Raw genomic sequence first — 21,947 nt, 5'->3', positions numbered from 1 at the left:
CTTGCGTATCTTGCGTCTTCAATTCGCCCACGCCAGCGGCGCGTCGTTCAAGCCCCAGTAGAGGCTCTTCTGCTGCATGTATTCGCGGATGCCGAGACGGCCCTTCTCGCGCCCCATGCCGCTCTCTTTCCAGCCGCTGAACGGTGTGGAGATCGAGAACAGCTTGTAGGTGTTGATCCAGATGGTGCCGGCTTCGAGCGCGCGGGCGACCCGGTAAGCGCGCTTGTAATCGCGCGTCCAGATGCCGGCGGCGAGACCGAATACGCTGTCGTTCGCTTCTTCCAGCAGCGACGCTTCGTCGTCGAACGGCATCGCGACCAGCACCGGGCCGAAGATTTCTTCCTGGCAGATGCGGGCGTTATTCGTGAGGCCTTCGAGAATGGTCGGCTGAAAGTAAGTGCCTTGCTCGCGCCCCTCGCCGACCGGGCGCTCGCCGCCGCACAACAAGCGGCCGCCTTCTTCCAGGCCCAACGCGACGTAACGCTCGACCGTTTCGCGATGCGCCGCGGTAATGAGCGGCCCCATCTGCGTTTCCGCACGCGACGGATCGCCCACGCGCAGCTTGCGCGCGCCCTCGACGAGACGCTTCATGAACACGTCGTAAATCGAGCGCTGCACGAACAGACGCGATCCCGCGATGCACGCCTCGCCCGACGAACTGAAAATGCCGTACAGCACGCCGTTCACCGCATGATCGAGATCGGCGTCGTCGAACACGATGGTCGGCGACTTGCCGCCGAGTTCGAGCGACACCGGCATCAGCTTGTCCGCCGCAATGCGCGCGATGCCGCGGCCCACTTCGGTGCCGCCCGTGAACGACACTTTCTTCACCAGCGGATGACGCACCAGCACGTCGCCGATCACCGAGCCCTTGCCCGGCAGCACGCTTACGACGCCCTTCGGCACACCGGCTTGCTCGCAGAGGCGAGCCAGCGCCAGGGAGATCAGCGGCGTCACTTCGGCGGGCTTCAACACCACCGCATTGCCACCCGCCAGCGCCGGCGCGAGCTTTTGCGCATCCGATGCGATCGGCGAATTCCACGGCGTAATCGCGGCGATCACGCCGATCGGTTCGTAAATACTCATCGTCAGATAGTCGCCGCGCGAGGGCGTGACTTCCTCGTCGAGCGTTTCGAGGCATGCGGCGAAGTAGCGGAACGTGTTGGCCGCGCTTGCCACCAGCACACGCGTCTCGCCGATCGGTTTGCCGTTGTCGCGACGCTGCAATTGCGCGAGCGCTTCGTGATGCGCCATGATCAGATCGGCGATGCGGTACAGAATCAGCGCACGCTGATGCGGCTTCAAGCCCGACCAATCCGCCTTGCGCCACGCGGCGTCGGCGGCTTCCACGGCTTCGCGGGCGTCGTCGGCATTGGCCGTCGAGATTTCCATGTTGACCGACTGATCCGCCGGATACAGGCTTTGGTAGGGCTTGCCGCGCCCTTGCCGCCATTCCCCGCCGATGAAAATATCGCCGGTAGGCACGAGACGGGTATCGAAGTGAGTCATGTCGGTCGTTCCGGTTTGCTTCAGCCAGGGTCTTAAATCACGCAGCGCGCCGCGCGATTGCGTAATGCACGGATCGCGCTGTACGCGGTCAATGCGGACGTCTTGGGGTTGTCCGGCAGCGGCTTGCCGCACATTTCCAGCGACATTTCGCCGAATGCGCCGCGCGCCACGATGCGATGCACGTTGCGCGTCACCTTCGGATCGGCGATCAGCCGCACCGAGGTGTGGTCGAGACCGAGGCCGGCCAACGCAATCGTTGCGGCGACGTTGGCGTTCTTCGGGTACAGGCGCGCCGCTTCGCGTGCGCTGCCTTCGAAGATCACCTGCTGTTCGCCTAGCGCGTACAGATCGCAGACCTGTTCCGCGGGCGTGCCGAGCCAGCCGGTGGGCGGCTTGCGCCCGGTGTACAGCACTTCGTCGAGGCCGCCGAGCCTGGCCGCCGCCAGCGCATCCATGCCGCCGATCGCGCCGGAGAGCAGCGTCAAGGTCGCGTCGCCTTCATCGGCGGCGGCGGACAACGCGTCCAGCAGCATCATGTCGGAGAGCGCGCCGATCGACGCCACCGCGCAGTCCGTGCCGCCTCTGAGCAACGGCACCACGTGATCGATCAACGCGCTATGTCCCGCGCATTCGAGCGCGAAGTGCGGCTGGCTGCTCAATGCGGAAACGGACGCCACCACGTCCACGGACGCGCCCACCACTTCGCGCACCGCCGCCATATGCCGCTGCGGCACGATCACGTGCGACACCCGCACGGCCGGGTCGGCTTCAACCGAGCGGTACACCGCCTGGCCGATCGCGCCGAAGCCGATCATGGCGACATCGACGGGAGCGTGGCGCCCGGCGTAATCGGCCTCACGCATGCTGCGGCTCCTGTTCCTTGACCGGCGGACCGGCGAATGCGCTGGCGAACGAACCGACCGACAGCATGTCCACTTCCACGAGCACGGGGCCGGTTTTCGCCATGCCCTCGCGAATGATCTCCTCGGCCTGATCGAGCGATTGGATGCGGTAGTGCGTGAGCTTCAGGCTCTCGCAGAACTGCGCGAAATCCGGCTGGTGCAGATCGACATAGCAGCGGCGGCCGCCGTATTGCGCGTCCTGGATGTTGCGGATCACGCCGTAGCACTGGTCGTTCATCAGCACGATCATCACGTTGGCGTTTTCCTGCACGGCCGTCGCGAGTTCGCCGACGTTCACCATCAAGCCGCCGTCGCCGACGAGGCACACGGTTTTCGCGGCGCTGCCCGCGAGCGCCGCGCCGATGCCCATCTGCATGCCCTGGCCGATACCGCCGCCGAGCGCGTGAACGCCCGCGCGCGGCGAGAAGATCTTCAGCATGCGGTTGCCCCACGTGCTGTTCGAGATCGTCACGTCGCGCACCCAGTTGTAGTCGCGGCCCACGGCCTTTTGCAGCGCGTCGACGAGGCGCTTGTACGGGCCGAGCCCTCGCGCCACATCGGCGAGCGCGCTTTCGCGCGCCGCCGCGAGATCCTGTGCGAAGGCCGGATCGACCTTCACGCGCCCTTCGAGCAACGTCGCGAGTTCCTCCAGCACCGCCGACGCGTCGCCGTGCACGAACATGTCGTTGCGATAGCCGCGGTTGTCGGCGAGCGCATCGGCATCGATGCGATACAGCGGCTGCGGCAGCGCCAGCCTGTACTTCAGCGTTTCATTGCCACGCAGACGCGAACCGACCACCAGCAGCGCGTCGCACGTCTTGTAGAAGCTTTCGACCGCGGCGTGCACGTTGAACGCGCCGAGCGTTGCCGGATGATCTTCCGGCAGCACGCCGCGGCCCTGCACGCTGGTCACGACGCCAAAGCCCAACGCGACCATGCGCTCGACCGCCGCGCGCGCATGGCGCGTGCCGCCGCCGAGCCACAAGAGCGGACGTTTCGCCTTCGCCAGTTGCTCGGCGAGTTGCGCGACGCGCTCGCTGGAATGCGTGAGCGTGCTGACGTGCGGCGCGGCCAGATCGGCGGGCCATTCGATTTGGGCGGCCTGAATGTCGATGGGAATCTCGACGCTGACCGGGCCGCTCGGCGCGGTTTGCGCGACGCGCACGGCTTCGCGGATGGTCGGCAACGCGGTTTCAACGGAACGCACGCGAAACGCGGCCTTCGAGATCGATTGCAGCATCGACAGTTGATCGGGCGCTTCGTGGATATACGCGAGATCTTTATCGAGGTATTCGGTCTCGATCTGACCGGTGATGTGCAGCAGCGCGGTGCCCGCGGTCAATGCCTCGACCATCGCGCCCGCTGCGTTGCCCGCGGCCGTGCCGGTGCTGGTGAACGCGACGCCGAGTCCGCCGGAAACGCGCGCGAGACCATCGGCCATGTTCACCGCGCCCGCTTCGCCGCGCGCGCCGACGTAGCGGATCTGGCCGCGTTGATGGATCGCGTCGAGGATCGGCATGTTGTGGATCGAGATCACGCCGAATGCGGTATGCACCCCGCACTGCTCGAGAAAAGCGGCGATCAGTTCGCCGACGGTGGTTGTGTTAGACATGTCGTGCAACGCCTCCAGAAACATCGATGTGGCTGCCCGTCGTATAGGACGACAGCGTCGTAGCCAGATAAAAGAGCGCTTGAGCGGCTTCTTCGGGTTTGCCGAAGCGGCCCAGCGGAATGTTTTTCTTGCGCGCCAGTTCGGCGGTCCAGTCGTCCCAGCTCTGGCCCGGCTGCGCCTCTTTCGCGTAGCGGCGGCGCCATTGCCCCGATTCGACGATGCCGATCAGAATCGAATTCACGCGGATGCGTTGCGGCGCGAGTTCCGCCGCGAGCGACTTGATGAGGCTCAGCACGCCCGCACGCGCCGACGATGTCGCGACCATGTGCGGTTCCGGTTGCAGCGCGAGCAGCGAGTTCACGCACACCACCGAAGGGTTGGCCGCGTCGCGCAGCATCGGCAGGAACGCGCGAGTCGGGCGGATCACGCTGAAGTACTTCAGATCGAGCTCTTCGCGCCAGGCTTCGTCGGTGGTGTCGGCGAAGGTCGACACGCGGCCCTGGCCCGCGTTGTTCACCAGCATGTCGGTACGGCCGAAGCGCGCTTGCACGGCTTGCGCGAACGCGTTCACGTCGGCGGCATTCAGTACGTTGCAGGCTTGCGCCAGCAGTTGCGCTTGCGGGAACCGGGTGTTCAGCGCGGCTTCCGCTTGCGCGAGACGTTCGCTGTCGCGGCCGCAAATCGCAACCGACGCGCCTGCGCGCAGAAACAGTTCGGCGGTTGCGAGGCCGATGCCGGACGAACCGCCCGTCACCACCGCGACCTGCCCGGTCAAATCGATTTCAATCATCGGAGCCCCAATGCCTTCATGTATTTGCTGCCCGCATCCGGCCCGCTCTTGGGCCGGTGATTGAGCCGCTGCGAGAGTTCGCCGGCGGCGCGGCGGACCTTGTCGATCAACCCGCTGTCGAGCAGCGACGCGCCGATCTCGTGGCGCGGAATCGTTGTCGTGATCACGGCGACGATGCGGCCCGTGTCGTTGCGCACCGGCGCGCTGACCACTGAAATGCCGCGCTCGAACGACGACTCGCTGATCGCGAAACCGCGCCGTGCGTCGTCGCGAATGCGCTCGTATAAATCGTCGACGGTGACGGGCGTCTGTTTGGTGAAGCGTTCGAGTTCGGGCTCGGGATAGAGCTTCTTCAACTCGTCGAGCGTCATGTCGCCCATCAGCACCTGACCATGCGTCGTCGCGTGAGCCGGCAAACGGGTGCCGACGTTGACCTTCACCGAACTGAAAATCGGCGCGTGGCTTTGCGCCTTGGCGACGAACACGACGTCGCGCCCATCGCGAATCACGATATGGCTGGTCAAGCCGGTCTCGTCGCGCAAGGCTTCGATGATCGGCAGGCCGAGGTCGGTCAATTCGAGCGAGCTCAGATATTCGAAACCGAGCCGCAGCACCGCGACGCCGAGGCGATAGTTGCGATCCTTATCGGCGCGCTCGAGAAAGCCGAGCGATTCGAGCGTTTGCAGCAGACGGAACACCGTCGTGCGAGGAATCTTCAGGCGCTTCGATAGTTCCGGTGCGCCGAGAACGGGCTCGCGCGGCGAAAACTCCGTGAGAATCCTCAGGCCGCGTTCGAGACCGGGCACGCGATAGCCGGTTTCGTTGCCGGCATCGCTGTCGTTGCCGATGCGGTCGTCGTCCGCAGCGCGGCTGACGTTCGTGGTGTCGGGCAGGTCGGGCTTCATTCATTGGCTCCGTTGTCCGTCGCTCGCGCGGCAGAACGTGTCGATGATCGCGGTGTACGCGGCGGGTGCTTCGATATAGCCGGCGTGCCCCGCGCGTGGCACGACTTGCAGTGGGGTGCCCGCCGCCAGTGCGAGTCGTTCGCAGGCTGCGGGCGTCGTAATGGTGTCGTCGGCGCCGACGGCTACGTTGACGCGGCCGCTGTAACGCACGAGGTCGGCGGCGAGATCGGCGTTGGCGAGCAGATGGGTCGCCTGGGCGTAGCCGTGCGGAATCACGCGCGACATGTTCCAGCGCACCCACGCGCGCGCTTCGTCGCTCGCGTAGGCGGACAACATAGTGGCGCCGCGTTTTTCGGCGAGTCCTTGCGGGCCCAACGCCTCGATCATCGCGAGGCGTTGAGCGCGTTTCGTCTCGCGTACCGCCGCAGATGCCGCGCCATAACCGCCCGCCGGCGACAGCAACAGCAAACCGGCCACACGCCGCGGATGCGTCATGGCGAACGCGCCCGCGATGATCGCGCCGAGTGAATGGCCGAGCAGCACACAACGTTCGATGGCGAGCGCGTCGAGCCATTCGTTCAATACCGCTGCGTAATCTGCGGCCGCGGGCGATTCAGGCGTGACCGGCGTCGAGGCGCCATAACCCGGCGCATCCCACGCGATCACGCGGCGCGTGTCGCCGAGCGTTTCGAATTGCTGCACCCACGAAGCCGCGCCCGAACCGATACCGTGCAGCAACACGAGCGGCAGCGCGTTCGTTGCGGCGCTGTTCGCTTCGCGATAGCTCACCGCGCGTTGCGATGCAAGCCAGATCTGCTGCGCAGGAAAGCGCGCAAGACGCGCTTCGAGCGGGGCGTTCTGATCGGCGGTAGCGGACGGGACTGCGGACATGGTTTCCTTCGCGAGTGAATACGAACTACGTTGACGGCTTAGCGCTTGAGCGCGGCCAACGGCGAATCCGGCGGATACGTCGGCGTGACCGGCTTTGGCGAGCCGAGCATCACGCACATCAACGCGTCTTCCTGGCCGATGTTGATTTCCGTGCGATATACGCCCGGCGGCACCGATATCAGATCGCGTTCGCCGAGCACGGCTTCCCACGTTTCGCCGTCTTTCTCGCAGATCACTTTCATCTTGCCGCGCATCACGAAGAAGATTTCCTCGACGTCCATGTGGATATGACTCGGGCCGATGTTGCCGGCGGGGATCAACATCGTCGAGAACGTGAAGCCGCCCGCGGGCACCGTGTTCACGTCTTTCGCGACGCCGGTGCCGCCCGTGCCGACGTAGCGCATTTGCGCGCGGCGATACTTCGGGTCGTAGTCGGCCTGGAACTTCAGCGCGTCCCAGTCATAGCGACGCGTGGCGAGCCGCGCGACGCGGCTGTCCAGCCACTGGGTAAAGGTCTTGTCCGCGGGTTGGTCCCACGATTTGCGTTCGATATCGACATCCGCCATCTCTTTCTCCTTTCGATTCGGCAAGATCAATTCATCACGAAGCCGCCGTTGACCGGCAGCAACTGGCCGGTCACGAAGCGCGCGGCGTCGGACAACAGGAACAGCACCGGCCCGGTTACGTCGTCGGGCAGTTGGGCGCGCGCGAGCGCGCGGCCTTGCTGGTAGTACTGGTGACGCTCGGCGGGCACGTAGGCGGTGGCTTCCACTTCGGTGAGGCCCGGCGCGACCGCGTTGACCGTCACGCCGTGAGCGCCGAATTCGCGCGCGAGCGAACGCGTCATCGAAATCACCGCGCCCTTGCTCGCGACATACGCGAGCAGTTTCGGCGCGCCCCACACCGCCGTATCCGACGCGATATTGACGATGCTGCCGCGCCCCGAGTCACGCAGATAAGGCAGCGCGGCCGTGCTCATCAGCCAGGTGCCGCGCACGTTGACGTTCATCACGGCGTCCCATGTCTCGACCGACAATTCGTCGGCCGATTTGCCGCCGGAGTTGGTGATCGCCGCGTTGTTGATCAGCGCATCCAGACCGCCGAGCCGCGCCGCGCCCTGCTCGGCGAATTGCCGGATGCTGGCGGGTTCGGCGAGATCGAGCGGCAGATACGTGACCTCGTGGCCCTGCCCGTTGAGCGATGCGGCGAGCGCTTCGCCTTCGTCGTGCAGCACGTCGCCGAACACCACGCGCGCGCCGGCTTGGACCAGCGCGCGGACGAACGCCGCGCCGAGACCGCGCGCGCCGCCCGTCACGAGGACGCGCCGGCCGTTGAGTGCGACAACCGCTTCGTCATGCATGGCTGTGGCCCGGGGCAGAGGTGGCGGACGCGGCGCCGGCCGCTTGCTCGCGGTAGGCGTCGAGTTCGGCGAAATGCTGTTGCGCGCGCTGGCGCAGCATGCGGCGCACACGCGTCACGCCGACGTCGTGTTGATAAAGGAATTCATGCTCGCGCGCGTTCGGCGCCATGCTTTCGAGCACGTAGCGGTCTTGTTCGAGCACGGCCCAATGCAGACCTTCCAGCCGGTTGCGGTACAGGAAGCGCCACGCGTCGCGCTGCCAGCCCGACACCTTGCGAGCGCGCCAGAAGTAAACCTGGCAGTTGTTTTCGTCGACGGGCACGGCGAAGCCGACGATCCCGAAGCTGCCGCCGGGGCCGAACTTCTTCTGGTACGGAATCGCGAGGCGCATCCACAGCGCGCCGGTTTCGCCGAGTTCCACCCAGTCGAAGTTGACGTCGCGCTGGCCGATCTTTTCGAACATCAGGCCGGTCTCGGTCTTGCGCACGCGCATGTCGGCCTGCTTGTCGCCTTCGGCCATCGAATGCGACGTCGCGTGCAGATACGCGCCGTGCATCGGGTCCATCACGTTGTCGATCGCGTACTGGTAATTGCACTTCCAGTTCGACATGCACGCGAAGTTCGCGTATTCGTCACCGACCAGTTCATCCGGCAACTTGAGCGGCGCGGGTTTCTTGTGCGCGTCGTCGCCGAACCACAGGAAAATCGCGCCGGCGTGTTCTTCGACCGGATACGACTTCACGCACTGCTGGCCTTCAAGCGGGCAGTTCGATACCGCCGGCACCTTGACGACCGTGCCGCCTCCGTCGACTTCGATGCCGTGATACCAGCACGCGACGCTGCCGCCGAGATTCCAGCCGAGCGACAAACGCGCGCCGCGATGCGGGCAGCGGTCTTCGAGCGCGCGGACTTTGCCTTCCTTGTCGCGCCACAGCACGATCTGGTCGCCCAGTCGCGTGATGCCGATGGGTGCGTCGCCGACTTGCCAGCTCGGTGCGACGGGATACCAGTAATTGCGCAAGCCTTTGTCCAGATAAGACTGGATCGGATCGGCCGCGCCCTGAGTTGTATTGGGGGACGTCATGAAAAGACTCCGGATGCGAAAGCGGTGAGACGTGTTCGGAAAGCGCGCCTATTCGGCGAGCAGGCGGAATTCGGCGGCGAGGCGTTCGGCGTTCCACGCATTGCCTTCCGGCGTGCGGAAACCCACGCGATTCAAACCGTCGACCACCTCGTGCAATTCCGTCGCGCCGGCTTCGAAAACTTTTTCGAGCGCGTCGCCGAAGTCGTTCTCGTACTGGGTCGGCTCCGCCTTACGCGTTTGCCAGATGAAGTTCTCGCTCTCGCCCGGCTTTTCGATCACGCCCTTGCCGGCCACGTTGTTGGGCTGTGGCGCGAGCCACGGCTTCAGGAAGGGATTGAAGTTCACGGCTACCTCTCGCATGTCATTCCACCTTGATCTGGATTTCTTCGCCGGCGAGACGCACCGAGTACGTCTTCAAGTCGCGGCCACCGGGCTCTTTCAGGCATTTGCCGGTCGGGATATGGAACACGGCTTCATGCAGCGGGCACTCGACGGTGTCGCCGTCGACAAACCCCTGCGTGAGCAGCGCATACGCATGGGGGCAGACGTTTTCGAGCGCGTACAGCGCGTCGCCCACCTTGTAGATGCCGATCTCGGTGCCGTCGAGCTTGAACTCGAGCGGCGCGTCTTCGGACAGATCGCCGGCATGGCCGGCGCAGCGCCATTGGTCAGTCATTTCTCGCCTTTCTCCTGAAGCCTTACGTTCCATATAAGGAACAGTGGTTCGCGTATGGATAAGTATAGGATCGGCTTCGACGAGAAGAAATAAAAATTTCCACCGGTAGGGGAAAACACCGAGCGTGACGCCCCGGAACGCAGCGCCGCGTGGATTGCGAAGACGCCATTTGTGGCTGTGTGCCTTGATGGGCTTGGCTTTACGGTGACTCCCGCACTCCTTGCGACAGCCTTCATGCGGGTTTATCCCGAGCCCGAAAATTTTATTTTGACCGCTGTTTGAGTCACTATAATTTTCCATAGGCGATACAAACGCCCATATATGGAACAAATAGCGCAGTAGTTTGGCGTATGAGCCAGAGCTGCATTCAATCCAAAAGCACGGATCAGGGACGGCGAAATCGGCGCGCGCCATCCGCCGCGCGATCAGGAGGACCAACGGTGAAGCACATCATTGCAGCCGGTTTGACGGCAGCCTGCGCAACGACAGGCGCATGGGCGCAAAGCAGCGTGACGCTATACGGCAGCCTGGATGCCGGCATTGCGTATATCAGCAATGCAGGCGGTCATTCGAAGTGGATCATGGAGCAAGGCAACATGCAGCCGGACCGCTGGGGCCTGAAAGGCGTGGAAGATCTGGGCGGCGGTTTGAAGGCGGTTTTCCAGTTGGAAAACGGCTTCTATACGAACACCGGCAACTTTGCGAAATCCGGCACGCTGTTCAATCGCCACGCTTTTGTGGGCCTGAGTTCGGACAAGATCGGCACGGTCACGTTCGGCCATCAAACGCCGTTCAGCTTCGACGTGTTGGGTCCGTTGAGCACGGCCTATCTGGCGGCGAGCTGGTACGCGTTTCACCCCGGCAATATCGACGAGCTCGCCGACACCGGCGTCGTGCCGTTCGACAATTCGATGAAATTCCGCTCGGCGAGTTTCTACGGCTTCACGGTCGGCGCGATGATGGGTCTCGGCAACACGACGAACTTCTCGACGGGCAAGACGCTGAGTTTCGCGCTCAGCTATGCGAACGGCCCGTTCAAGGCCGGCGCCACGTATGCGAACGAGCACAACCGCACGCCGTCGATCGTCACCACGGGCATCACCAACTTCCAGGGCGTGGCGGCAGCGAACTACAGCGCCAGCAAGGTCGAAAACATGGGCGCGGGCGCGTCATACCAGTTCGGCAAACTGCTGGTGCATGGGCTGTACACGCGGGTGAAGCTGGAATCGGCGGGACACTCGGACACCTATCAGAGCTACGACGTCGGCGCGAATTATCAGTTCACGCCGTTCAACAGCGTTTCCGGCGGCGCCGCGACGACGACGCTGGCCGGCCGTCGCTGGACGCAGTTCGAGATCGGCGATATCTATGCGCTGTCGAAGTCGACGCAGCTCTACGTGAATGCGCTGTACCAGCATGCCAATTCGAATGCGCATGCCGCGTTCTTCACGGCGGGCGTGTCGAGCGGCCGGAACCAGACGATCGTTCTGACCGGCATCCATCACTCGTTCTGATGTGAACGAAGCGGGCCAGGCAAACGGCCCGGCGGTGAAAACCGCCGGGCCGTTGCACGACATCCAGCGGAATCAGTGCGCCGCGACCGGCTTGCGGCGCGCCAGAACCGCGGTCGGATCGTCCGGCCGCGGGCGATAACTGAGTCGCTCGGACAGTTCGAGCGCCGCCTGGCAAACCGCGATGACGAGCGGTTCGCGCTCTTCAGCCTCGCCGATATCCGAACGCGGAATGGTGACGGTCAACGCGGCCGCGATCTTGCCGCTTTGATCGCGCACCGGCGCGCTCACCACGGAAATGCCCCGCTCGAACGATGCCTCGCTCAACGCGTAGCCGAGCGCCGCGCTTTCGCGCACGCGTCCATAGAGTTCTTCGACGGTGGCCGGCGTGCGTTCAGTGAAACGCTCCAGTTGCGGCTCGGGATAGAGTTGACGCAATTCCTCGAAACTCATATCGCCCATCAGCACCTGGCCGTGCACGGTAGCGTGCGCGGGCAGACGCGTGCCGACATGCACCTTCACCGAACTGAACATCGGCGCGTGGGTTTGCGCCTTGGCGACGAATACCACGTCGCGCTGGTCGCGAATCAGCAGATGCGTGCTCAGACCGGTGGCATCGCGTAAGCGTTCGAGGATCGGCGTGCCGACGTCGGTCAGTTCCAGCGAGTTCAGGTATTCGAAGCCGAGCCGCAGCACCGCGACACTCAGGCGGAAATAACGGTCGCCGTTCACCCGTTCGAGAAAGCCGAGTGCTTCGAGCGTCTGCAATAAACGGAAGGTGGTAGTGCGCGGAATGCCGATGCGCTTGGACAATTCGGGCGCGCCGAGTACCGGTTCGCGCGCGCTGAATTCGGCGAGGATGCGCAAGCCGCGCTCGAGGCCCGGCACGAGGTAGGTCGAGCCACCAGTGTTGTCTTCCTCCGCGGAGTCGGCGGCATCGGTGGAAGCGACCCGCTCCGAATGGGACATCGCCGCCTCATCCTGCGAAGCCGGGGCCGCCGCGTTACGCGGCTTCGCGCGCTTGCGTCCCGCTCCTGTCTGCTCTTCTTTTGCCATCTTGGCTGCCGTTTCTACTGTCATCGTCGTTAGATCAGCATGATAGCGCGAAGGAATCATGGACCACGCCTCGCGTGCGACGTTGCAATTCGCGTCACGGATGCACAACAATCGTGGGTCCCGGTGCTATTCTTTCCTCCGGTCGGTTGCGCGAGGTCTCACCGCCGCGCTTTCGCTCACCAGCGTTTGGAGGCCACGCCCATGTCCGCATCCATTCAGGTTCAGGTTGCCGATTCGCACCTTTACCCCGGCTGTTCGGTGCGCATCGCGCATCTGCCCGAGCCGGCCCGTGCGGCCGAGGCGATCGTCGAATTCGCGGACGGGTCCGGCGCGCATGCCACCTGCCATCGGCGCGCATTCGACGAACTCGAATTATCCGTGGACGGTTACGCCACGCAAAAACGCCATCCCGTCGACGCAAAAGATTGGCTTCTGCTCGCCGTTGACGCAACGCACAACAGTTGGCGCGTGAAGCGTCGATTGCCTTAGCTGTTCGCTTGGCCCACCCCTCGCCGGCGTCTTCCGGCCACCTCTCGAACCCGCAACGCGTATCAGACGCGCCGCCCCCGGCGGCGATCGATGTCTGTCACGCACAATTCGAAACCTACCGATGAACGACAACGACTCCACCCTGCCGCCCAATCCCGACGACGCCCCCAACGATCCCGAACGCCGCCGCGTCCTGACCGGTCTCGCGGCAGTCGGCATCGGACTCGCGCTGACCGGCTGCAAGACCGGGCAAACCGCGGCGGGCGATGCGACACACAGTGCCGCCGACTTGCGGCTCGACGCGGCGTTGCGCGATCAGGTCAAGCATATCGTGGTGATCTACGCCGAGAACCGCAGCTTTGCGAACCTGTACGGTAACTTTCCAGGCATTCAGCATCCGCTCGATGCGGTCAGCGCCGAGCGCTATCTGCAACTCGACCGTGACGGCAGAACACCGCTGCCGCGCCTGCCCGCCATCTGGGGCGGGCTCGTGCCGCAAGCGCAGGAAGTGGACGGCAAGCGCTACATGATCGGCCAGAAGGACATCGGCAATCTGCGAAACGGGCCGTTCCATCTCACCGACGCGCAAGGCGCGCCGCTGCCGGCCGGCGTGATCACGCGCGACCTCGTGCATCGCTTCTATCAGAACCAGATGCAGATCAATGCCGGCCGCAACAACCAGTTCGCCGCATGGGGCGATTCGGGCGGCCTCGTGATGGGGCACTACCGCAATTCCGCCGACACGTTGCGGCTGTGGAGTCTCGCGCAGCAGTACACGCTGTGCGACAACTTCTTCATGGCGGCCTTCGGCGGCTCGTGGCTCAATCACATCTTTCTGATCTCGGCGCAGGCGCCGTTCTATCCCGACATCCACAACAGCCCGGCGAAGAAACTGGTGTCGGTGATCGAAGGCGACGATCCGACCGGCACGCGGCTGAAGCAGGCGGCCGACTCGCCCGCCTCCGCGCTCGACGGCCCGCCGAAATTCGTCAACGACGGCACGTTCACCGCCGACGGCTATGCCGTCAACACGATGGCGCCGCCCTATCAGCCGAGCAACGTGCGGCCGGCCGAAGGCGGCAATCCGGCCCTTGCGGACTTCTCGAATCCGCGCGTGCTGCCGCCGCAACGCTATGCGACGATCGGCGACCGTCTGACGGACAAGGGCGTCGATTGGGCCTGGTACAGCGGGGCGTGGCAATACGCGTGGGAGCATCAGGACACGGGCGCGGTGCCCGACTTCCAGTATCACCATCAACCGTTCAACTACTTCGCCAATTACGCGCCGGGCACGGCGGCACGCCGCAAATATCTGCGCGACGCGGGCCTCGGCAACGACGCGTCGAGTAATCACCTGATCGCGGACATCGACGCGGGACGTCTCCCGGCCGTCACGTTCTACAAGCCGCAAGGCGATCTGAATATGCATGCCGGCTATGCGGACGTCGAATCGGGCGACCGTCACATCGCCAACGTGATCGAGCATATTCAGCGCGGCCCGCAGTGGGCGAATACCGTGGTGATCGTCACCGTCGACGAAAACGGCGGTTGGTGGGACCCGGTCTCACCGCCGAAAGGCGACCGCTGGGGTCCGGGGTCGCGGATTCCCGCGCTGGTGATTTCGCCGCTGGCGAGGAAGGGATATGTCGACCACACGGTGTACGACACCAACTCGATTCTTCGCCTGATCAGTCGCGTGCATGGACTGGCGCCGCTCGAAGGCGTGGCCGCGCGCGACCGGGCGTTCGCGAGCAACGGGCTCGCGCCGCTCGGGGATTTGACCGCGCCGTTGGATCTGCTTTAAGCGCTCGTCGTGCGAAGGGTGTTCGCGGCGCCGCTCGCGGTTGGCGGCGGCTCTGCCGCGGCTAGCTGGTGAGTCTCACCAACCGCCGCGAATCACTGAGCCGCCGCATGCAGCGATGCGCTGTCCGTTGCGCGCAGAACGTTGCCGTAGTCAGGCATCCCATGCATGCCGCCAGTTGTAGAAATCGATGCCGCATGGCTCGGCTGCGCGAACGACGATGACCGCGCGGCAATCGTACAGCCGTGCGCTTTATGGCATCCGCATTTTTTTGTGCGCCGCTCACACACCCGGCTTGCATAACACGCGCAGCGACATAGACTCTTAAAGCCCCACTCTGTAATTGCACGGAACTGCCATGCGACTGACCATCCTGATCAACGGTTCCGATCCCACCGTGAACCACGATTACGCTGTGCTATGGCTCGATACCGACGAACATCGGTGGTCGAGAGAAGCGCATCAGGGGATCGATCTGCCCCCGTGGGGCGAGTTGCACGATGAAGACGGCGTCACCACGCTCTGTGCGCCCAGCACGGATGCGCCGCTGTGCACGCTGCGCGGCTTGCACGTCGACCGCAAGCAGCGCGTGAGCGCGGCGCAAGGCGCCGCCGCATGGACTGCCTTGCCGACGCGCGCAAAAACCAGCGGCTTCTGGCGCCTGCAAGCGGTCGATCGTCAAACGGTCCACGCTGAACACAGCGTATTCGGAAATTAATATCCGGCGCTTTCTTCCATTCGGTCGAAATTCCCGCTCACGTACACGAATGCGCGCAAGCGCGCGCATTCGCTCGTCGGGCGATACGTCATGCTCCGTTCTCCACGCGTTTAAGCTCGACTTAAGCTGACGTGCGTAGAGTCGGAAATCCACGCATTGGGGTCGCTGAAAAGCGGCCCGTTTTTTTGTGCGGCGCATGTGCAGGGATTGTTCGCGCCGCACGCCCGCTTCCCCTTCCCGCCACCGCGTCCCTCCGCGTTTTTTCCGCGTTCAACGCCGCTCGATTCGAAGTCGCGACGCTATACTTGCGCCCCCAATTCCCTCGACTGACTGACACATGAAGAAGTGGTTTGCCTGTCTGTTATTCGCCGTCGCCGCTCACGCGAGCGCGGCGTCTTCCTGCACCCAGTTCACACCGAATGCGCAATGGCCGGTTCTGATCAATCAGAAGATGGCGCCGAAAGCGCGCATGCTTTGCTATAGCGATTTCGCGGTTCTGCATTCGGGCATCACGCACGGTCCGCTGTGGTCCGCCGAGCTTTTGACGCGCGATCACATCGAAGCCGCGAAAGACATGGTGCGCACCAACAAATTCTTCGAGGACAGGCGTCTGCCCGACGGCGAAGGCGCGACGCTCGCGGACTACAAACGCAGCGGCTTCGATCGTGGTCATATGAGTCCGGCGGGCAATCGCTGGAATCAGCAAGCGATGGCACAATCGTTCTCGCTGGCGAACGTCGTGCCGCAAAACCGCGAGAACAATCAGCGCTTGTGGTCGCGCATCGAAACGGCCGTGCGCAAGATCGCCATGTCGTATGACGATACCTACGTGGTCACCGGGCCGATTTTCAGCGGCCAGCAATTGCAGACCATCGGGCCGACGCGCGTGTTCGTGCCGACGCAGTTATTCAAGGCCGTCTACGTGCCTTCGCGGCAACTGGCGTTCGCCGTGGTGGTGGAGAATGTCTCGACCAGCCGTTACGAGATCAGGACGATTCACGAACTCGAAGCGGCATCGGGCATCCGCTTTCCGGGCATACCGGAAAATCTCAAGGATCAGCGACCGGGAGGACTGAAAGGTGTTTAAACCCTATTCGAACGATGACGACGTGCTCAACATTCAGGGCGACGCGCTGACCGTGAGCAACGGCACCACGCGCGTCGTCGTGAACGGCACGCTCGAACTGACCAGGGACCAGCGTGGACTGAAGGCGGCGCTCGCGCTGAAGGACGCGGTGGACGCGATCGTCGCCGCATTGCAGGCGGACAGCCAATTGCCCGCGAAAGTGAAAGACGAGCCGGATGCGAAACCGGGCGTCGTGCGGAATCCGTTTCAATAACGCGCCCGCCGCGACGGTCACGCGAAGGCGGAAAGACGCGCGCCGCCTTCGCCCTGATCCAACCTGTTTCATAGCTTACGTTTTGTCACCACAGCGCCGTCAACTCCTGTCTTCCGGTCAACGTTAAACCGGCAGCGCTGAACATTCCAGTTCGGCCGCCGAAGACGAAACCACCGTAAGACCGAAGAACCAATCGGTTAGATCGGTTAAAACAGGAGTTACACCATGAAGACGCTTTTCGCCGCTGTTGCTTCCGCCCTGCTCGTGTCGACCGCTTTTGCACAAACGGCCGCACCGTCGACCACCGAATCCGCACAACCCGCGCAAACGCAAGCCGCCGGTCAGGCGAATCTGAAGGCGAACACCGCCGCGCAAACCGGCGCCGCGGACGAAAGCACCGCCATGAGCAAAGCGCCCACGAAGGCCGCGAGCAAGGCGCATGTGAAAAAGACCTCCACCACGCACAAGGCCAAGACGCATAAAGCCACGAAGAAGACCGTTGAAACCGGCGCTGCCAAGGACAAGACGGAGAGCGCGAACGAGGCCAGCACTGCCCCGGTAAAAACCGACGGCGCAACGACCGACACGACGAAAACGCAATAACACGTGTACGGTTTCGGCACGCAGCGGCCACGCAGACGTAAATAACTCAGGCTGAGCTGTGCCGTTCAGGGAGGGGCGAGTCTGACGACTCGCCTTTTTTCATGCGCGTTCGACACGCAATTCCGTGAAGCCGACTAACGCGGCGATCGCATGATTTTTGCGGCGAGCCCCGCAATTTTTGCGCTGCGTTTACTCGCATGCATCTAATCTGACACTGTCTCGACTCACCACGGCGTCAACCCATGCCGCGTCATATGGCTCTCACCCAATCGAACAACAGCTTCGCCGCGCAGCCGCTCAGCGCGCCGCCGGTTCAGCATAACAACGTCATCCCCTTCCGCTCGTCACGCGCCCGCCTGCTGGTAACGCTGCCGCACTCGTCGCGCGAAGTTCCAGCAACGCTTCTGCGCGCACTGCTTCACTCCCCGCTTGGCGTGTATGTCGTCGGCATGGAAACCGTCCGCGAAGAAATTCGCGTGGAGCTCGACATTGCGCGCGACGACGTCGATTTCACGCTGCATACGCTGATCTCGACGCTTCCGGCAGCACTGATCGGACCGTTGAGGCAGCGCACGCTCGCAAAGGCGCGCTGATCAAGGCGATGCTCGCGTTCGATCACCCGCTCACCGACGAAACGCGCATGCCGATCACGCGCGCCTCGGCGCAACTCATCGAACGTCTGGGCACGGCACGCGACAAGCTGCAAGGCCGCCTCTTCAATGGCATCGAAGGCGAGGCGCAGCTTTTGCGTCAGCAGCAAACCGAACGCGTGCCAGTACTCGGGCGTGCGTTCGAGCAATGCGCCGAGCGCGGCGCACGGCACATGAAACAGCGCGGAATCGCGTTCGGCATACGCGTCGTGGGTTCGCGCGCGATTGTCGAACAACGCGATCTCGCCGAAGCAGTTCACCGGCTCGATCACGGCGAGCAACGCTTCCTTGCCGCTCGAACTGGCGGCGCCGATTCTCATCGGGCCGTCGAGCACGCAATAGAGGCCATCGTCGGAATCGCCGCGTGTGAAGAGCCGCTCGCCCGGCGCAAGATGTTCGACGCGGCCCGCTTCCAGCAACGGTGCCCACATGGCGGCAGGCGCGGAGCGAAACCACGCGCTGCGCGCAAGCAACGCAGCAAGCTCATTCGATGCAAAACTCGCAGTCATGCGACGGCATCCTGTCCGATTGTCGGCTAACCGATGGTTTCAAATTCCGCCGCCCGCGATTATGCTGACTTTGACAAAGGAGCGGCATCCATGAGAACGCTGACGCAACAGCTTACGCAATACGCGGCCTATCATCGCGACCGGCGCAACATCGCCACGCATTTCATCGGCATTCCGCTAATCGTGCTGGCTCTCGGGGTGTTGTCGAGCCGGCCCGCATTCGCCGTCGGCGCGCTACCGTTTGCGTTGTCGCCGGCGTGGATCTTGTTTGGCGCGGCGACCGTCTATTACCTCGTGCTCGACGCGCCGCTCGGCGTGATGATGGCGCTCGTGTCGGTGCTGTGCGTTGCGTTCGGCCAGTGGCTCGGCGCGCAATCCACGCTCATGTGGCTCGCCACCGGCATCGGCCTCTTCGTGATCGGCTGGGTATTTCAGTTCGTCGGCCACGTGGCCTACGAACATCGCAAGCCGGCGTTCGTCGACGACGTAATCGGCCTGTTGATCGGCCCGCTATTCGTTCTCGCCGAAGCGCTGTTCGCTTTCGGCTGGCGGCCTGCGCTGCGCGAAGCGATCGAGGCGCAAGTCGGCCCGACTCGCATCAATGCGGATCATGCGGCGGCGCATCGTTGAGCAACGCAGCAGGACCCGGCCAAGTCCTAGGTCGGCGCGAGCCGAACGAGCCGCACGCTATGCAAGGCGGTCAGCGCGACCGCGATCCAGATCGGAATATAGGTGGTCAATTGCTCGGCGCGCAGTGTTTCGCCGAGCAACGTGATCGAAACGAGCACGAGCAACACCGGCTCGACATAGCCGAGAACGCCGAACAACGCGACCGGCAACAGACGGCTCGCCTTCAGGTACGAAGCCAGCGCAAGGGTGCTGAGCGCGCCGAGGCCCGGCAAGAACAGGCACCACATGTCGAGGCGGCCGCCGATCACCGTCAGCGAATCGCCGCTGAGGATAAACACCACCGCCGCCGGCAACAGAAGCGCCATCTCCACCGTGAAGATCGCGAGCGAATCGTGCTGGATCTTGCGGCGCAACACGAAATACGGCGGATAGCCGAGCACGACGAGCAAGGTGGGCCACGAAAAAGCGCGTGTCATCCACAGTTCATGACCCACGCCCACGGCGGCGCAGATAACGGCGAGCCACTGCAAGCCGTCGAGACGCTCGCGATAGTAGAAGCGCCCCACCAGCACCATCGCAAGCGGCAACAGGAAATAGCCGAGCGAGACTTCGAGCATGCGGCCATGTAACGGCGCCCACAGAAACACCCACAGTTGCGCGCCGAGCAGCGCGGCGCTCACGACCATCGCGGCGGCAATCTTCGGCTCGGTCACCATGCGGTAAACAAGTTGCCGGAAAATCGGCATGCGTTGGCGTAGCACGATCAGCAACAGCGCGCCGGGCACGGTCCACACGATGCGCCACGCGAATATGTCGAGGCCGCTCAGCGGCGCGAGCAGCTTCGCGTAAACCGAGAGCAAGGCGAACATCGCCGATGCGCCCACCGACAGTGCGATACCGCGTCTGAGGTCGTACTGGTTCATCGCGCGAACCGTTGCGCATGCGATGCACGCGCAAGCGCGAACGCGGATGTGTGCAGCGCAACATCGCGCGGTGCGGCGGCTATTGTTGTCATTGGATGTATTCGACAGATCACGAGGCAAGCGGCATTCTAGACGGGTTATCCGCTTGCCGCTTCGCGCGTTGTCGAGCCGCAGGCCGCAATTTATTTCGTGCGCATCGCGCGTCGATGCACTAGAACATAACTTCACGCGCGATGGGCGAATCGGAGACATTTCACCCGCAACGTCGCGCGCCATGCTTCAAGCGCGAATCTTGCTAGACGGTCTGTCGCGGCATCGTTTGCCGACGACACGCTTCTCGACTTCGTTTGCAACGCCGTTTGAACGCATTTGCCACCTCAACGAGCCGGGCCGGCTACAACATGGTCAACACGGACCGAGCCCCCTTCTTTCCCTGCGGCATGCATCGACGTTTCGTCGAATCCGCATGCCGCCGCCCGGCCAGCAATCCTGCTCATCGAATGTGACTACTGGAGCCAGCATGACCCAGCCAGCCCTCTCGCACGACGCATCCCCCGACCTGCGCTCAGCCTTCGCCGCCGAGGTTCGCGCGGGACTCACCCATACGCCGCAGAAAGAGCTGCCGTCGAAGTATCTGTATGACGAAGTAGGCTCCGCGCTGTTTGAAGTCATCACTGTGCTGCCCGAATACGGCGTGACGCGCGCCGAGGAGCGACTGCTCGCGAGGCATGCCGCCGACATCGTCGCCCATTTGCCGCATGACGTGACGGTCGCCGAACTCGGCAGCGGCAGCGGCCGTAAAACACGGCGCATTCTGGAAGCACTGTGTAAAAAGCGCCCTACTTCTTACTGCCCGATTGAAATTTCTCGCAGCGCGTTGCAGTTGTGCAGGCGCGAACTCGGCGACATCGAGCGGATTTCGATCGTCGGTTATGAACGCGATTACCTGGCCGGTCTCGCCGAAGTCAGCAAGAAACGCGCGGCGGACGAAAGGCTGCTCGTGCTGTTTCTCGGCAGCACGATCGGCAATTTCGGCAGACTCGCGGCGACGCGCTTTCTGCGCGACATCCGCACCATGCTCGCGCCCGGCGACGCGTTGCTGCTCGGCACCGATCTCATCAAACCGACGCCGGTGCTGATCGCGGCCTATGACGATTCGATCGGCGTGACGGCATCGTTCAATCTGAATCTGCTCGCGCGCATCAATCGCGAACTCGACGGCGATTTCCCGCTCGATGCGTTCGAGCACGTCGCACGCTTCAACCCCGACGCGCGCAGCATCGAGATGCATTTGCGCGCCACACGCGACCTCATCGTGCGCGTGGGCGCGGCGGAGTTGACGGTGTCGCTCAAGGCGGGCGAAACCATCTGGACCGAGAGCAGCCACAAATATCGCGCGGAAGAAATGCACCCGATCGCCGACGACGCCGGCTTCGCGTGTACCCATCAGTGGGTCGAAAAGGAATGGGGGTTCGCGGAGAGTTTGCTGGTCGCGCAATAGGCCAATAAGCGGTCAGCGCCCCGAGACGCGAGACGCACAAACAGCAAGGCGGCGGGCCATCAACCCGATGGCCCGCCGCCTTTGCCTTTACGGATCTTCGTAATGGCGGCTCAGTGCTGCTCGAAACGCTCGAAGCGCTTTTCGGTCGCGCGCTCCTCGCCGGCCACCTCGGTCACGCGCGCCGCCGGCGGGCCGTGACGCAGCCACGACAGCATCCGGTCGACCTGATTGGCCGAACCTTGCAGCATCGCTTCGACGGAACCGTCGTCGAGATTCGCCACCCATCCCTTGATACCGAGCGCGTGAGCCTGGCGCACGGTCGCGTGGCGAAAGCCGACGCCCTGCACGATGCCGCGCACCCGCACGTAATATGTTTCGATCCGCTGATCCAGATCCGGGGCCATGCCGTCCTCGCTACACGAAACTTTCAAGCCGGCATTCTAGTCGCGTCGCGGCGAGCTTGCTCGGCGGCTTGCGGGTTTGCCTT

At 63.7% G+C, this 21,947-nt stretch carries 24 protein-coding genes; 9 read left to right on the top strand and 15 right to left on the bottom strand.

Annotated features, from left to right (window positions below; translation table 11 throughout):
- Positions 1-18 precede the first annotated feature (18 nt).
- The 11 genes from BUE39_RS16235 to BUE39_RS16185 are packed head-to-tail and all read right to left on the bottom strand — an operon-like array spanning position 19 to position 9,729.
- On the bottom strand, positions 19-1,509 hold the full coding sequence (locus BUE39_RS16235; RefSeq protein ID WP_073429687.1) for an aldehyde dehydrogenase: 1,491 nt from the start codon (positions 1,507-1,509) through the stop codon (positions 19-21).
- Positions 1,510-1,541: 32 nt separating this feature from the next.
- Positions 1,542-2,372 carry an aspartate dehydrogenase gene (locus BUE39_RS16230; protein WP_073429686.1) on the bottom strand — a complete coding sequence of 277 codons (831 nt, stop codon included), beginning with the start codon at positions 2,370-2,372 and terminating at the stop codon, positions 1,542-1,544.
- On the bottom strand, positions 2,365-4,023 hold the full coding sequence (locus BUE39_RS16225) for a thiamine pyrophosphate-binding protein (RefSeq protein WP_073429685.1): 1,659 nt from the start codon (positions 4,021-4,023) through the stop codon (positions 2,365-2,367). The genes BUE39_RS16230 and BUE39_RS16225 overlap by 8 nt, the downstream gene beginning before the upstream one ends.
- The gene (locus tag BUE39_RS16220) at positions 4,016-4,813 is read right to left on the bottom strand and encodes an SDR family oxidoreductase (RefSeq protein WP_073429684.1); all 798 of its coding nucleotides are present in this window, start codon (positions 4,811-4,813) and stop codon (positions 4,016-4,018) included. The genes BUE39_RS16225 and BUE39_RS16220 overlap by 8 nt, the downstream gene beginning before the upstream one ends.
- A complete protein-coding gene (locus BUE39_RS16215; protein WP_235004886.1) occupies positions 4,810-5,718 on the bottom strand; it encodes an IclR family transcriptional regulator in 909 nt (302 codons plus the stop codon). The genes BUE39_RS16220 and BUE39_RS16215 overlap by 4 nt, the downstream gene beginning before the upstream one ends.
- Positions 5,719-6,609 (bottom strand): alpha/beta fold hydrolase, encoded by an 891-nt coding sequence (locus tag BUE39_RS16210; protein WP_073429683.1) that lies wholly within the window; start codon positions 6,607-6,609, stop codon positions 5,719-5,721.
- Between the two features lie 38 nt (positions 6,610-6,647).
- Entirely contained in the window at positions 6,648-7,175 is a 528-nt protein-coding gene (locus tag BUE39_RS16205; protein ID WP_073429682.1) for a cupin domain-containing protein, read from the bottom strand.
- 26 nt (positions 7,176-7,201) lie between these two features.
- Positions 7,202-7,969: an SDR family oxidoreductase gene (locus tag BUE39_RS16200; RefSeq protein ID WP_073429681.1), complete on the bottom strand. Its 768-nt coding sequence runs from the start codon at positions 7,967-7,969 to the stop codon at positions 7,202-7,204.
- Entirely contained in the window at positions 7,962-9,053 is a 1,092-nt protein-coding gene (locus BUE39_RS16195; RefSeq protein WP_073429680.1) for an aromatic ring-hydroxylating dioxygenase subunit alpha, read from the bottom strand. The genes BUE39_RS16200 and BUE39_RS16195 overlap by 8 nt, the downstream gene beginning before the upstream one ends.
- A gap of 48 nt (positions 9,054-9,101) precedes the next feature.
- Entirely contained in the window at positions 9,102-9,413 is a 312-nt protein-coding gene (locus BUE39_RS16190; protein ID WP_073429679.1) for a recombinase-like helix-turn-helix domain-containing protein, read from the bottom strand.
- A gap of 1 nt (position 9,414) precedes the next feature.
- On the bottom strand, positions 9,415-9,729 hold the full coding sequence (locus BUE39_RS16185; protein WP_073429678.1) for a non-heme iron oxygenase ferredoxin subunit: 315 nt from the start codon (positions 9,727-9,729) through the stop codon (positions 9,415-9,417).
- 440 nt (positions 9,730-10,169) lie between these two features.
- Between BUE39_RS16185 and BUE39_RS16180 the strand changes: the two genes are divergently transcribed.
- Entirely contained in the window at positions 10,170-11,243 is a 1,074-nt protein-coding gene (locus tag BUE39_RS16180; protein ID WP_073429677.1) for a porin, read from the top strand.
- 72 nt (positions 11,244-11,315) lie between these two features.
- Here BUE39_RS16180 and BUE39_RS16175 read toward each other — a convergent pair whose 3' ends face one another.
- Complete coding sequence (locus BUE39_RS16175; protein WP_073429676.1) at positions 11,316-12,296, bottom strand: IclR family transcriptional regulator; 981 nt, start codon at positions 12,294-12,296, stop codon at positions 11,316-11,318.
- A gap of 201 nt (positions 12,297-12,497) precedes the next feature.
- Between BUE39_RS16175 and BUE39_RS16170 the strand changes: the two genes are divergently transcribed.
- From BUE39_RS16170 to BUE39_RS16145, 6 genes are all read left to right on the top strand, one after another.
- On the top strand, positions 12,498-12,785 hold the full coding sequence (locus BUE39_RS16170; protein ID WP_073429675.1) for a hypothetical protein: 288 nt from the start codon (positions 12,498-12,500) through the stop codon (positions 12,783-12,785).
- A gap of 121 nt (positions 12,786-12,906) precedes the next feature.
- The gene (locus tag BUE39_RS16165; protein ID WP_073429674.1) at positions 12,907-14,589 is read left to right on the top strand and encodes an acid phosphatase; all 1,683 of its coding nucleotides are present in this window, start codon (positions 12,907-12,909) and stop codon (positions 14,587-14,589) included.
- 355 nt (positions 14,590-14,944) lie between these two features.
- Complete coding sequence (locus BUE39_RS16160; RefSeq protein ID WP_073429673.1) at positions 14,945-15,304, top strand: DUF3564 domain-containing protein; 360 nt, start codon at positions 14,945-14,947, stop codon at positions 15,302-15,304.
- Between the two features lie 337 nt (positions 15,305-15,641).
- Entirely contained in the window at positions 15,642-16,391 is a 750-nt protein-coding gene (locus BUE39_RS16155; RefSeq protein ID WP_073429672.1) for a DNA/RNA non-specific endonuclease, read from the top strand.
- Positions 16,384-16,644, top strand: coding sequence for a hypothetical protein (locus BUE39_RS16150; protein WP_073429671.1), 261 nt, complete (start codon positions 16,384-16,386; stop codon positions 16,642-16,644). The genes BUE39_RS16155 and BUE39_RS16150 overlap by 8 nt, the downstream gene beginning before the upstream one ends.
- Before the next feature lie 225 nt (positions 16,645-16,869).
- A complete protein-coding gene (locus BUE39_RS16145) occupies positions 16,870-17,247 on the top strand; it encodes a hypothetical protein (protein ID WP_073429670.1) in 378 nt (125 codons plus the stop codon).
- A 418-nt stretch (positions 17,248-17,665) separates the two neighbouring features.
- Here the strand turns inward: BUE39_RS16145 and BUE39_RS35495 are convergent, their stop codons facing one another.
- Positions 17,666-18,406, bottom strand: coding sequence for a Crp/Fnr family transcriptional regulator (locus BUE39_RS35495; protein ID WP_235004885.1), 741 nt, complete (start codon positions 18,404-18,406; stop codon positions 17,666-17,668).
- A 90-nt stretch (positions 18,407-18,496) separates the two neighbouring features.
- Here BUE39_RS35495 and BUE39_RS16130 point away from each other — a divergent pair, with 90 nt between their 5' ends.
- Complete coding sequence (locus tag BUE39_RS16130) at positions 18,497-19,036, top strand: Mpo1 family 2-hydroxy fatty acid dioxygenase (protein ID WP_073429669.1); 540 nt, start codon at positions 18,497-18,499, stop codon at positions 19,034-19,036.
- A 26-nt stretch (positions 19,037-19,062) separates the two neighbouring features.
- Here the strand turns inward: BUE39_RS16130 and rarD are convergent, their stop codons facing one another.
- The gene (gene rarD / locus BUE39_RS16125; RefSeq protein ID WP_073429668.1) at positions 19,063-19,959 is read right to left on the bottom strand and encodes an EamA family transporter RarD; all 897 of its coding nucleotides are present in this window, start codon (positions 19,957-19,959) and stop codon (positions 19,063-19,065) included.
- Positions 19,960-20,479: 520 nt separating this feature from the next.
- On the opposite strand from rarD, the gene egtD reads away from it, so the two are divergent.
- The gene (gene egtD / locus BUE39_RS16120) at positions 20,480-21,460 is read left to right on the top strand and encodes an L-histidine N(alpha)-methyltransferase (protein ID WP_073429667.1); all 981 of its coding nucleotides are present in this window, start codon (positions 20,480-20,482) and stop codon (positions 21,458-21,460) included.
- Positions 21,461-21,570: 110 nt separating this feature from the next.
- On the opposite strand, the gene BUE39_RS16115 is transcribed toward egtD, so the two are convergent.
- Positions 21,571-21,864, bottom strand: a complete 294-nt coding sequence (locus BUE39_RS16115; protein ID WP_073429666.1) for an acylphosphatase — start codon at positions 21,862-21,864, stop codon at positions 21,571-21,573.
- Positions 21,865-21,947 lie beyond the last annotated feature (83 nt).

The sequence above is a fragment of the Paraburkholderia terricola genome (genome assembly GCF_900142195.1).
Lineage (GTDB): Bacteria > Pseudomonadota > Gammaproteobacteria > Burkholderiales > Burkholderiaceae > Paraburkholderia > Paraburkholderia terricola.
This window is presented reverse-complemented; position numbering and strand designations above follow the sequence as displayed.